A 12,339-nucleotide genomic window follows, 5' to 3' on the forward strand; every position below is an offset into this window, starting at 1 on the left:
CCATGACCCGACTCGCACGTGTTGTTCTGCAGGCGCTAGCCGCCTTACCGCTGCCGCTACTGCATTTGCTGGGCAGTCTGCTGGGGCGCGCCATGTACTGGCTGTCGCCCAAGTTCCGCGCACAAATACGCGCGAACGTTGCGAACAGTAAAACCGCTGGAAGTTATCAGGTTTGTGAACAGCTCGTCAAACAGAGCGCCGCTGAAACCGGCAAGGGCGCGCTGGAGCTGGCCATCGCCTGGTGCCGCCAGCCTGCCTATATCGATCAACTGGTAAAAGCCTGCCACGGCTGGGAGCACGTCGAGGCGGCGCTGGCCGCCGGCAAGGGCCTGATTTTCGTCACCCCGCACCTGGGCAGCTACGACATTGCCGGCCGCTATATCAGCACACGGCTGCCGTTTGCGCTCACCGCCATGTACCGCCCTCCGAAGCTGGCCTGGCTGGAACCGATCATGAACGCGGGCCGTCAACAGGGTGGCACCAAGACAGCCCCCGCCACCTCGACCGGTGTACGTCTGCTGATGAAGGCGCTGAAGTCCGGCGAAGCCACCATCATCCTGCCGGATCAGGTACCTGGTAGTGGCGAAGGCGTTTGGGCGCCATTCTTTGGCAGACCAGCCTTTACCATGAGCCTGCTGCCACGCCTGGCCCAGATGGATAATGTCGCCGTGCTGTGGTTTACCGGTGAGCGCCTGCCGCACGGCCGCGGTTTCGTGGTACACATCGCGCCGCAGTCACAACCGTTCTGCGGCCAACGCGAACAGGATGCCGCAATACTGAATGCCGAAGTGGAGCGCCTGATCGCCCGCTTCCCGTCCCAATACCTGTGGAGCTACAACCGCTACAAGCGCCCTGCCGGCGCCCCGCCCGCTCCAGAATCTGTTTGAAAGATCACGCATGAAACTAGCACTGGCCTTGCTGTGGCTGCTGCGTCTGCTACCCCTGCCCGTCATTCACGCCCTGGCCTGGCTGCTGGGGCAGTTGGTCTACCTGCTGGCCAAGGAGCGACGCCGCGTCGGGCTGGTGAACCTGCGGTTGTGCTTCCCGGACATGAGCCCGCAGGCACGGCGCCGACTGATCCGCCGCCATTGTGTGGAGATGATGAAACTGCTGCTGGAGTACGGCGTGGTGTGGTGGTCGTCACCACAGCGCCTGCGCCAGCTGGTGGAGATTCGCGGCCTGGAACATCTGACCCGGCTGCGCGAGGCGGGTGAGGACGTGATCCTGTTCTACCCGCACTTCGTTGCCTTCGAGATCTGCGCGCTGCGCCTTAACCTGGAAGTACCGCTGGTAAGCGTGTACTCACACCAGAAGAACAAGGTGCTCGATGCGCAGTTCTACAAGGGGCGCAATCGCTTCGACAATGCCTACATCGTGTCGCGTCAGGAAAGCCTGCGCAGCATCATCAAGGCGATGCGCAAGGAGCACACGCCGTTCCTGTACCTGCCGGACCAGGACTTCGGCCCACGCGACTCGGTATTCGTGAAATTCTTTGCTACCGATGCCGCCACCATCACCGGTTTATCGCGCATCGCCACGCTGGCCAAGGCCCGGGTGGTACCGGCGATTGCCCGCCGTGAAGGCAGCAAGTTCGTACTGGACATCCACCCGCCGCTGGAAAACTTTCCCAGCGACGACCTCACTGCCGATACCCGAGCGATGAATGCCTTCCTGGAGCAGCGCATTCTGGAAGCACCGGAGCAGTACTTCTGGCTGCACAAGCGCTTCAAGACCCGCCCGCCCGGCCAGCCCAAGCTGTACTGATACGGCACAAAATGTAAGCGGCCAACCCTTGGCGGGTTGGCCTTTTTTGTCGCTTTCGCCGCAGCTGGCTTCTGCTATTGATGGCGAGCACTTGAGCGTTACAGTGCCGGCTACTGCTTACCTTGTGCCGCAAGCCGGGCCCCAGTAGCAGCGAGGCGCAGGGTGAATGGCAGCTGAAGACAGGCAAGCCCCCCCGTGCCCTGCCCGCCAGCGTTGTCGAGCACAAAGCAAAACAGCCCGCAGTTGCGGGCTGTTTCGATTGCGGCGGAAAGCTCAGCTGCTGCGCTTGCGCCAGAAATAGCGTGCCACGAAGCCGGGGAAGGCAAACACGATGAATAGCGCACCGACTGTCACATAGAACTGCCAGTTCTGCACATGTACCGGTGCAAGACGACCTTCCAGCCAGCGCGCCAGCGCGCCCAGCAGCAGAAACAGCGTTACCAGTTCCAGCAAATGCCAGCCAAAGTGCTTGTTGGCCACGCGCTTGAAGCCGGCAACACGATTGCTGACAAAGGGCAGATTGGCCGCAACAAAGGCGGTAAGCAACAGCACGATAACGCTGGTTTCCACAAACGATTCCTTACAGGGCGGTGAGCGACAGTTTCATCGCTTCGACACACAGTGCCACCAGGCGTTCCGGCATCATGCCCAGCACCAGCAGCGCCACGGCGTTCACCGACAGCACCAGTTTCATGTCACCGGACATGGAGATCGGGCTGTTGTCCTGTACGTCGTCGAAGTACATCACTTTCACGGCACGCAGGTAGTAGAAGGCACCAATCAGCGACATCATCACCGCTACCACCGCCAGCCACACCAAGTTGATGTTCACGATGGCCTGGATTACCGCGAACTTGGCGTAGAAGCCAGCCAGCGGCGGAATACCAGCCATGGAGAACAGTGCCAGCAGCATCAGCAACGCATACCAGCTGTTGCGACCGTTCAGGCCCTTCAGATCGTCCAGGGTTTCGCACTCGAAACCGGCACGGGACAGGCCCAGCAGGATACCGAAGCCCACCAGCGTGGTCAGTATGTAGACGATGGCGTAGAACATCGCGGCAGAATAGCCTTCCGGATTGCCGGCGATCAGGCCCAGCAGCAGGAAACCCATGTGCGAGATGGTGGAGTACGCCAGCATGCGCTTGAGGTTGGTCTGGGCAATGGCGGTGATATTACCGATCGCCATCGACAGCACGGCGATGATGATCAGCATGCCCTGCCAGTCGGCCACCAGTGCGCCCATGCCCTGCACCAGGATGCGCAGCACGAACACGAATGCGGCCAGCTTCGGCGCGGCGCCGATCATCAGCGTCAGCGCAGTCGGCGCACCGTGGTAAACGTCCGGCACCCACATGTGGAACGGTACCGCACCCAGCTTGAACGCCAGGCCGGCAACGATGAACACAGTACCGAATACCAGCAGGGTCTCGTTGGCCTGACCGGAGGCGATGGACTTGGCAATCAGCGCCAGGTCGAGCGAGCCGGTAGCACCGTACAGCATGGACATGCCGTACAGCAGCAGGCCGGAAGCCAGCGCGCCCAGCACGAAGTACTTCATCGCCGATTCGGTAGCCGCGGCCGACTCACGTTGCAGCGCAATCAGCGAATACAGCGCCAGCGACAGCAGCTCCAGACCCAGGTACAGGCTGACGAAGTTGCTGGCCGAGACCATGAAGTTCATGCCCAGCAGCGCGAACAGTGCCATGGTGAAGTACTCGCCCTTGAACAGGCCGCGATCCAGCAGGTACTGGCGGCTATACACCAGTACGGTAGCAGTCACGCCGTACATCGCCACCTTGACGATGTCGGACAGTGGATCATCCACAAACATGCCACTGAAGGTGTAACTGGCGAACGGTTCAAAAGTATTGATCTGCAGGAAGGCACAAACCGCCAGAGTCACCAGGGTAAGACCGTAGGTGATGGCGCGCTTGGCATCCGAAATAAACAGATCCAGCATCAGGATGACCAGCAATGCTCCGAGCAGAAACATCTCGGGCAATGCCGGCATCAGGTTGAGATCAGCCCAATTCATTGCGTTGTCCTTGTAGGCTTAGAGCTTGCTGATCGCAACATGCGCGATCAGGTCGTTGACGGAGAGGTGCATCTTCTCGACAAAAGCCTGCGGGTACAGACCCATGCCCAGTACGGCAAGCGCCAGGATGGCCAGCACCAGGAACTCACGCTTGTTGACGTCGGACAGCTCGGCCACGTGGTCATTGCCGACATCACCGAAGATCACGCGCTTGTACATCCACAGGGTGTAGGCAGCGCCGAAGATCAGGGTGGTGGCAGCCAGCGCGGCAACCCAGAAATTCACCTGTACCGCGCCCATGATCACCATGAACTCGCCGACGAAACCGGAGGTAGCCGGCAGACCGGAGTTGGCCATGGCAAACAGCATCATGAAAGCAGCGAAGATCGGCATCTTGTTGGCCACACCGCCGTAATCGGCGATGTTGCGGCTGTGCACGCGGTCGTACATCACACCAATACAGAAGAACATGGCGGCAGACACGAAACCGTGCGACACCATCTGTACCAGCGCGCCTTCAACAGCCCACGCGTTCAGGTTGCTGCCGGTGAACAGGAACATGCCCAGGGTCACGAAGCCCATGTGCGAAATGGAGGAGTAAGCCACCAGTTTCTTCATGTCGGTCTGAACCAGAGCAACCAGGCCGATGTACACCACTGCCACCAGCGACAGCACCACGATCACCGGCGCCAGTTGCAGCGACGCATCCGGCACGATGGGCAGGGCGAACCGCAGGAAACCGTAGGCACCGATCTTCAGGGTGATGGCAGCCAGGACCATGGAGCCACCGGTCGGCGCTTCCACGTGGGCATCCGGCAACCAGGTATGTACCGGCCACATCGGCACCTTCACCGCGAAGGACAGGAAGAAAGCGATGAACAGCAGGATCTGCACTTCACGCGGAATCTTCACCAGTGCCTGGAAGGCAGCGATATCGAAGGTCTTGCCAGCCTGGAAATACAGGTAGATGAACGCTACCAGCATCAGCAGGGAACCCAGCAGGGTGTACAGGAAGAACTTGACCGATGCATACACGCGACGCGGACCACCCCAGACGCCGATGATCAGGTACATCGGGATCAGCATGCCCTCGAAGAACACGTAGAACAGGATGGCATCCAGTGCGGCGAAGGCACCGTTGATCAGGCCGGACATGATCAGGAACGCCGCCATGTATTGCGCGGTGCGCTTCTGGATCACTTCCCAGCCAGCCAGCACCACCATCAGGGTGGTGAAGCTGTTCAGCACGATGAACAGCATGGAAATGCCGTCCACACCCAGGTGGTAGTTAATGCCCAGCGACGCGATCCACGGCATCTTTTCCACAAACTGCATGCCGCCATGCAGATTGTTGAACTCGGTGAACAAGGGCAGCGACACCAGGAAGCCGACCAGGGCGCCGGCCAGAGCCAGCCAGCGCGCCAGGGGCGCCCGCTGGTCCCCCCCGGTGGCCAGCACCAGCAGGCCGGCCACGATAGGAGCCCAGATCACCAGACTCAAGTTATTAGCAAACATATCGATAACCTATTCTTTTTGCGATTCCGGTAACCGACCCTTAGCGCAGGATCAGCGGCTTCAACCAGTAGGTCATCAGCACCAGCACGCCAACGATCATGATGGCCGCGTAACTGTAGATGAAACCGGTCTGCAGCTTGCGTACCACGCCGGAGAAGAAACCCACCAGACGTGCGCTGCCATTCACCAGCAGGCCGTCGATCAGCAGCATGTCGCCGACTTTCCAGAAGAAAGTACCCAGCAGGCGCGAGCCCTTGGCGAATACGGCGAAGTAGATTTCATCCAGGTAGTACTTGTTTTCCAGCAGGGTATGCACGGCGGAGAACTTCTGCTTGATGGCGGCAGGAATCTGCGGTGCCTTCATGTAGAAGAACCAGGCTACGGCAACACCGGCTGCGGCCAACCAGAACGGCAGAGTGGACAGCGCATGCAGGGCCATGGCCACCGGACCGTGGAACTCGTGACCCATTTCTTCCAGTGCGGGGTGCAGCTCGTGATTGATGTGAATCACGCCCTTGAAGAAATCACCGTACAGCAGCGGATCAATGGCGAAGAAGCCAATCACTACCGACGGAATGGCCAGCAGCAGCAACGGCAGGGTCACTACCCACGGGCTTTCGTGCGGCTTGTCGTTCGGGCCCAGGCCGTGATGATGGTCATCGGACGGTTCTTCATCGTCGTGATCACCGTGGTGAGCGTGCTCGCCATGGTTTTCCATCCAGCGTTCCTTGCCATGGAAAACCAGGAAGTACATGCGGAAGGAGTAGAAGGCAGTCACGAACACGCCAGCGATAACGGCGAAGTAGGCAAAACCGGCAGCCGGCAGGTGCGATGCGTGCACCGCCTCGATGATGGAGTCCTTCGAGTAGAAGCCGGAGAAGAACGGGGTACCGATCAGCGCCAGCGAACCCAGCAGCGAGGTAATCCAGGTAATCGGCATGTACTTGCGCAGGCCGCCCATATTGCGCATGTCCTGGTCATGGTGCATGCCCATGATCACGGAACCGGCCCCAAGGAACAGCAGCGCCTTGAAGAAGGCGTGAGTCATCACGTGGAACATGGCCACCGAGTAGGCGGAAGCGCCCAGTGCCACGGTCATGTAACCCAGCTGCGACAGAGTGGAGTAAGCCACCACGCGCTTGATGTCGTTCTGCACCACGCCGAGGAAGCCCATGAACAGCGCGGTGATGGCACCGGCAGTCATCACCACGTTCAGCGCTACGTCGGACATCTCGTACAGCGGGCTCATGCGCGACACCATGAAGATACCGGCGGTAACCATGGTTGCGGCGTGAATCAGTGCCGAGATCGGGGTCGGGCCTTCCATGGAGTCCGGCAGCCACACGTGCAGCGGGAACTGGGCGGATTTACCCATCGCGCCGATGAACAGCAGGATGCAGGTTACCGTCAGCAGCGACCACTGTACGCCCGGGATCAGCTCGATGGTGGCATCCGCCAGCTTCGGTGCAGCGGCGAACACATCGCTGTAGTTCAGCGAGCCGCCGAAGTAGGCCAGCACCAGGCCGATGCCCAGCAGGAAACCGAAGTCACCCACGCGGTTGACCAGGAACGCCTTCAGGTTGGCGAAGATCGCGGTCGGACGCTTGAACCAGAAGCCGATCAGCAGGTAGGACACCAGACCAACCGCTTCCCAGCCGAAGAACAGCTGGATGAAGTTGTTGGACATCACCAGCATCAGCATCGAGAAGGTGAACAGCGAGATGTAGCTGAAGAAGCGCTGGTAGCCAGGATCTTCCTGCATGTAGCCGATGGTGTAGATGTGCACCATCAGCGACACGCTGGTTACCACCACCAGCATCATTGCGGTCAGCGAATCCACCAGAAAACCGACGGAGAATTCATACCCCCCTACCGTCAGCCAGGTGTACACAGGGCCGTTGAATACCTGGGCGCTGCCATCAAGGAAGCCCTTCAGTACTCCGATCGAAAGCACCGCCGATACCGCCACGCCGAGAATCGTCACAACGTGGGCAGCACGGCGACCAATCGCCCAGCCAAACAGGCCTGCAATCAGCGACCCCACCAGCGGTGAGAGCGCAATCAGCAGGTATAAGCTCTTCATATCCATGTTTGTCGTGCTTTTTAGTATTGAAATCCGGTTTTGTTAGCCTTTGAGGCTGCCCAAGTCTTCCACGTTGATGCTGTTCAGGTTACGGAACAACACCACCAGGATCGCGAGGCCGATTGCCGATTCGGCGGCCGCCACGGTCAGGATGAAGAAGACGAAAATCTGCCCTGCCGAATCCGACAGGTAGTGCGAGAAGGCGATGAAGTTGTAGTTCACCGCGAGCAGCATCAATTCGATGGCCATCAACAGCACGATGAGGTTTTTCCGGTTCAGGAAAATACCCAGCACGCTGATGGCGAACAGGATGCCGGCCAGCACCAGGAAGTGAGTCAGTGTAAGCACGTTTACTCCCGTTGTTACGGCCGTCAGGCCTGTTGCTCGTTGTTAGACTCGGATGCAGCAGCCGCTTCCGGCTTCACCGCATCCATCTTGACGATACGTACGCGATCGTCGCGACGGACACGCACCTGCATCCCCGGATCCATTGCCTTGCTGTCCTTGCGCTGACGCTGGGTAATACCGATGGCTGCCACCATGGCCAGCAACAGGATTACCGCCGCGGCCTCGAACGGCAGCAGGTAGGTGGTGTACAGCTGGCTGCCAAGCACCTTCACGTTGCTGATCTTGGCCATGGTGTCAGCCAGCGGCTGCACCTTGGACAGACCGGCCTCGGGGCTGGACAGCACCAGGATGATCTCGGCCATCATGATCAGCGCCACGATGGCCGCCTGCGGGAAGTGGCTCCAGAACCCGGCGCGCAGCTTCTCCACGTTGATGTCGAGCATCATCACCACAAACAGGAACAACACGGTCACCGCCCCCACGTACACCAGTACCAGTGCAATGGCCAGGAACTCGGCCTGCAGCAGCAGCCAGTGGCCGGAAGCGGTAAAGAAAGCCAGCACCAGGTACAACGCAGCGTGTACCGGGTTCTTCGCCGTCACCACGCGGAAACCCGCGAAGATCAGGATTGCCGACAGAATATAGAAAACGACAGCCTGAAAGCTCATGGGTCCCCCTTAGCGATACTTGGCGTCAGCGGCCTTGTTGGCCGCAATCTCGGCCTCGTACTTGTCACCCACCGCCAACAGCATCGGCTTGGTGTAGTACAGGTCGCCACGCTTCTCGCCGTGGTATTCAAAAATGTGGGTCTCGACAATGGCATCCACCGGGCAGGCCTCTTCACAGAAGCCACAGAAGATGCACTTGGTCAGGTCGATGTCGTAACGCGAGGTACGGCGGGTGCCGTCGTCGCGCTGTTCCGACTCGATGGTTATGGCCATTGCCGGGCACACAGCCTCGCACAGCTTACAGGCGATGCATCGCTCTTCACCGTTGGCATAACGGCGCTGGGCGTGCAGGCCACGGAAGCGCGGCGAGATCGGGGTCTTCTCTTCCGGGAACTGAACGGTGATCTTGCGGGCGAAGAAGTGACGACCAGTCACCATCAGGCCCTGCACCAGTTCTACCAGCAGGAAGGTTTTGAAAAAGTTGCGGATCATTTCCATGCTAATTCACCCAAGCTCCATCACTTCCACAGCGACAGCGGAGACAACATCCACACGCCGAGAACCAGCACCCATACCAGCGTTACCGGAATGAACACTTTCCAGCCCAGACGCATGATCTGGTCGTAGCGGTAACGCGGGAAGGTAGCGCGGAACCACAGGAACATGAACAGCACGACCGACATCTTGGCAAACAGCCACAGAATGCTGCTCGCGCCCAGCACGCCCCACGACGCCGGGAACGGCGACAGCCAACCACCCAGGAACAGGATGGCAGTCAGTGCGGCAACCAGGATCATGTTGGCGTATTCGGCCAGGAAGAAGATCGCGAATGCCATGCCGGAATATTCCACATGGAAACCGGCCACGATTTCGGATTCGCCTTCCGCCACGTCGAACGGCGCACGGTTGGTCTCGGCCACGCCGGAGATCAGGTACACCAGGAACAGCGGGAACAGCGGCAGCCAGTTCCAGGAGAACAGCGAGCCACCGGCAATGCCATGGCCCTGCTGTTTCACGATATCGACCAGGTTCAGGCTACTGGACACCATCAGTACACCGACCAGCGCGAAGCCCATGGCCAGTTCGTAGGACACGATCTGCGCCGAAGAACGCAGCGCGCCCAGGAAGGAGTACTTGGAGTTACCAGCCCAGCCAGCCACGATCACGCCGTACACGCCCATCGAGGTGATGGCCATGATGTACAGCAGCGAGGCATCGATGTTGGTGACGTACAGGTCGTCGCCAAACGGGATCACCGCCCAGGCGGCAAGCGCCGGCATGATCGACAGCACCGGTGCCAACAGGAACAAGCCCTTGCTCGACTTGGTCGGCAGGATGATTTCCTTCATCAGCAGCTTGATACCGTCGGCCAGCGGCTGCAGCAGGCCTTTCGGGCCCACGCGGTTCGGACCGATACGAATCTGCATGTAGCCGATCACCTTGCGCTCTGCGAGCGTCAGGTAGGCTACAGCCCCCATCATCGGGCCAACGATGACCAAGATCTTCAGCAGTGTCCACACTGCGAGACCGGCATCGGCACCCAACAAGCTTTGCAGCAGTTCCATGGATTAACCTCGCTTGATCTGAATCGGTTCGAACAGGCCGCCCAGCGCCACGGTCGCCGGGTGCGCTGCTGCCACGCGGGCCGCGCCCTGTGCCAATGCCTTGTCGGTATGCAGCGTCAGAGCAACTTCGACAGCGCCCTGAGCGACGATCACGGTCAGGCCATCCTGCAGACCCAGACGCTCGGCATCAGCCGGGTGCAGCTGCAGCTGCGGTACGGCAGCAGCGGCGGTCTGTTGCAGCGAATCGGCGCGACGGCAGATCGGGTCGGCGTGGTACAGCGGCACATCGCCGACACGTACCAGCTCGCCGTTACCGGCAGCCACGTTGGCCGCAAGCACGCTCTGACCGTTGTTCAGCTGCGCGGACAGGTCACCCAGTGCCAGCAGCTCGGCACGCACATCTTCGCAGGAGTTTTGCTCGAAGCCGTTCAGGTTCAGCATGTTGCCCAGCACGCGCAGCACTTTCCAGGCCGGACGGGTTTCGCCCAGCGGACGTACCACGCCGTTGAAGGACTGCAGCTTGCCTTCCATATTGATGAAGGAGCCGGCGGTTTCGGAGAACGGTGCGATCGGCAGCAGTACATCGGCGTAGTCCAGCAGACCGGCGCCCTTGTACGAGGTCAGCGCAATCACGGTGGCTGCCTGCTTCATGGCAGCAACGGCTTGCTGGCCGTTGTAGCTGTCGGCTTCCACTTCGTTGTTCAGCAGCACGTAGGCCTTGCGCGGTGCAGCCAGCATTTCTGCAGCGGACAAACCTGCAGTCACGCTCTGGCCAAACGCGCCACGCGCCGGGTTGGCACCAGCGATATCGGCACCCACGCTGTTGGCGGCGGCAGCGGCGATACCGAAGCGCGCACCAGTCAGACGGGCGATTTCCTGCGCCAGCGCCAGCAGCTCGGAGAACGCCGGGTGGTACTGGGCTACGTTACCCAGCACGATGGACGCGCTTTCCGCACCGCACAGGCTGTCAGCAATCGCTTGCGCCTCGGCGGACACGTTGGCCGCAGCCAAGTCGATGGCGGTTTCGCTACCCTTGGCAGCCACCACTGCTTTCAACACCTGGGCCAGACCGTTCACCAACTGTTGCGGAGCCACGATCAGCTTGGCGTTCAGGGTAGTGAACAGCTGGTCGTCAGCCACGTGGATCACGTTCAGCTGACTACCCTTCTTCACTGCCTGACGCAGACGCGAAGCCAGCAGCGGCTGTTCGCTGCGCTGGGTGGAGCCAACCACCAGGATGGACTTGCTGGCAGCCAGTTCCACGATGGAGGAACCCAGCCACAGCGCGCCCTGCTGCTGCTTGGCCACGCGGGCGTCGCTGCGGCGCAGGCCGGCATCAATGTTGTTCACTCCAAAGGCACGGGCCAGTTTCTGCGCCAGGAACAGTTCTTCGGTAGTGCTGTGCGGCGACAGCAGGAAGCCGATGGCGTCCTTGCCGTGATCGGCGGATACGCCGTTCAGGCCTTTCACCACGTATTCCAGCGCGGTCTGCCAGTCGGTTTCGTGCCACTTGCCGTCGAACTTGATCATCGGCTTCTGCAGACGTTCGGCGCTGTTCAGGCCTTCGTAGGAGAAACGATCACGGTCGGCGATCCAGCATTCGTTGATGGCCTCGTTTTCCAGCGGCAACACGCGCATCACTTCGTTGTGCTTCACCTGTACCACCAGGTTGGCACCCAGGCCGTCGTGCGGGCTTACCGATTTGCGGCGCGACAGTTCCCAGGCACGGGTACTGTAGCGGAACGGCTTGGAAGTCAGCGCGCCTACCGGGCACAGGTCGATCACGTTGCCGGATATTTCCGAATCAACGGTCTTGCCCAGGTACGGCATGATCTCGGAGAACTCGCCGCGATTGGCCATGCCGATTTCCTGGAAGCCACCGATTTCCTCGGTGAAGCGTACGCAGCGGGTGCAATGAATGCAGCGGCTCATTTCCTCGGCGGAAACCAGCGGGCCCATGTCCTTGCCGATCACTACACGCTTTTCTTCCTGGTAGCGCGAAGAGGAATTGCCATAGCCTACGGCCAGATCCTGCAGCTGACACTCGCCACCCTGGTCGCAGATCGGGCAATCCAGCGGGTGGTTGATCAGCAGGAATTCCATCACGCCGGCCTGGGCTTTCTTGGCCAGCGGGGAAGCGGTATGCACTTTCATGCCGTCGGTCACCGGAGTGGCGCACGCCGGCAGCGGCTTCGGTGCCTTCTCGACTTCTACCAGACACATGCGGCAGTTGGCCGCAATCGACAGTTTCTTGTGGTAGCAGAAGTGCGGAATATAAGTACCGGCAGCATGGGCGGCATCCATTACGGTGCTGCCCTGGTTTACTGTCAGTTTTTTGCCGTCGATTTCGATTTCAAGCAT

At 60.2% G+C, this 12,339-nt stretch carries 11 protein-coding genes; 2 read left to right on the forward strand and 9 right to left on the reverse strand.

From position 1 onward, the window contains the following. Positions 1-2 precede the first annotated feature (2 nt). Together ACFOKJ_RS05185 and ACFOKJ_RS05190 are read left to right on the forward strand one after the other, a co-directional pair. Entirely contained in the window at positions 3-887 is an 885-nt protein-coding gene (locus ACFOKJ_RS05185) for a lysophospholipid acyltransferase family protein (protein WP_390277148.1), read from the forward strand. Positions 888-897: 10 nt separating this feature from the next. Further along, positions 898-1,764, forward strand: coding sequence for a lipid A biosynthesis lauroyl acyltransferase (locus ACFOKJ_RS05190; RefSeq protein ID WP_390277150.1), 867 nt, complete (start codon positions 898-900; stop codon positions 1,762-1,764). Between the two features lie 273 nt (positions 1,765-2,037). On the opposite strand, the gene ACFOKJ_RS05195 is transcribed toward ACFOKJ_RS05190, so the two are convergent. Genes ACFOKJ_RS05195 through nuoG form a run of 9 tightly spaced genes read right to left on the reverse strand, consistent with a single transcriptional unit; the run spans position 2,038 to position 12,339 of the window. After that, positions 2,038-2,334 (reverse strand): DUF2818 family protein, encoded by a 297-nt coding sequence (locus ACFOKJ_RS05195; protein WP_390277152.1) that lies wholly within the window; start codon positions 2,332-2,334, stop codon positions 2,038-2,040. 10 nt (positions 2,335-2,344) lie between these two features. After that, a complete protein-coding gene (gene nuoN / locus ACFOKJ_RS05200; RefSeq protein WP_390277154.1) occupies positions 2,345-3,799 on the reverse strand; it encodes an NADH-quinone oxidoreductase subunit NuoN in 1,455 nt (484 codons plus the stop codon). Between the two features lie 18 nt (positions 3,800-3,817). Then, positions 3,818-5,314: an NADH-quinone oxidoreductase subunit M gene (locus ACFOKJ_RS05205; protein WP_390277156.1), complete on the reverse strand. Its 1,497-nt coding sequence runs from the start codon at positions 5,312-5,314 to the stop codon at positions 3,818-3,820. Positions 5,315-5,354: 40 nt separating this feature from the next. Continuing rightward, positions 5,355-7,403 carry an NADH-quinone oxidoreductase subunit L gene (gene nuoL, locus ACFOKJ_RS05210; protein ID WP_390277158.1) on the reverse strand — a complete coding sequence of 683 codons (2,049 nt, stop codon included), beginning with the start codon at positions 7,401-7,403 and terminating at the stop codon, positions 5,355-5,357. 36 nt (positions 7,404-7,439) lie between these two features. After that, complete coding sequence (nuoK, locus tag ACFOKJ_RS05215; protein ID WP_174875937.1) at positions 7,440-7,745, reverse strand: NADH-quinone oxidoreductase subunit NuoK; 306 nt, start codon at positions 7,743-7,745, stop codon at positions 7,440-7,442. Between the two features lie 23 nt (positions 7,746-7,768). Continuing rightward, positions 7,769-8,413: an NADH-quinone oxidoreductase subunit J gene (locus ACFOKJ_RS05220; RefSeq protein WP_390277160.1), complete on the reverse strand. Its 645-nt coding sequence runs from the start codon at positions 8,411-8,413 to the stop codon at positions 7,769-7,771. Positions 8,414-8,422: 9 nt separating this feature from the next. Next, a complete protein-coding gene (gene nuoI, locus ACFOKJ_RS05225) occupies positions 8,423-8,902 on the reverse strand; it encodes an NADH-quinone oxidoreductase subunit NuoI (protein ID WP_197693963.1) in 480 nt (159 codons plus the stop codon). Positions 8,903-8,931: 29 nt separating this feature from the next. Further along, complete coding sequence (gene nuoH / locus ACFOKJ_RS05230) at positions 8,932-9,978, reverse strand: NADH-quinone oxidoreductase subunit NuoH (protein WP_390277162.1); 1,047 nt, start codon at positions 9,976-9,978, stop codon at positions 8,932-8,934. A gap of 3 nt (positions 9,979-9,981) precedes the next feature. Further along, on the reverse strand, positions 9,982-12,339 hold the full coding sequence (gene nuoG, locus ACFOKJ_RS05235; protein ID WP_390277164.1) for an NADH-quinone oxidoreductase subunit NuoG: 2,358 nt from the start codon (positions 12,337-12,339) through the stop codon (positions 9,982-9,984).

The sequence above is a fragment of the Vogesella amnigena genome (genome assembly GCF_042648905.1).
GTDB classification, from domain to species: Bacteria; Pseudomonadota; Gammaproteobacteria; order Burkholderiales; family Chromobacteriaceae; genus Vogesella; species Vogesella amnigena.

Bases quoted from the DNA above. Each gene is read 5' to 3' on its own strand.
- ACFOKJ_RS05185 (WP_390277148.1), top strand. From the start codon at position 3: ATGACCCGACTCGCACGTGTTGTTCTGCAGGCGCTAGCCGCCTTACCG.
- ACFOKJ_RS05190 (WP_390277150.1), top strand. From the start codon at position 898: ATGAAACTAGCACTGGCCTTGCTGTGGCTGCTGCGTCTGCTACCCCTG.
- nuoN (WP_390277154.1), bottom strand. From the start codon at position 3,799: ATGAATTGGGCTGATCTCAACCTGATGCCGGCATTGCCCGAGATGTTT.
- ACFOKJ_RS05205 (WP_390277156.1), bottom strand. From the start codon at position 5,314: ATGTTTGCTAATAACTTGAGTCTGGTGATCTGGGCTCCTATCGTGGCC.
- nuoL (WP_390277158.1), bottom strand. From the start codon at position 7,403: ATGGATATGAAGAGCTTATACCTGCTGATTGCGCTCTCACCGCTGGTG.
- ACFOKJ_RS05220 (WP_390277160.1), bottom strand. From the start codon at position 8,413: ATGAGCTTTCAGGCTGTCGTTTTCTATATTCTGTCGGCAATCCTGATC.
- nuoH (WP_390277162.1), bottom strand. From the start codon at position 9,978: ATGGAACTGCTGCAAAGCTTGTTGGGTGCCGATGCCGGTCTCGCAGTG.
- nuoG (WP_390277164.1), bottom strand. From the start codon at position 12,339: ATGCTTGAAATCGAAATCGACGGCAAAAAACTGACAGTAAACCAGGGC.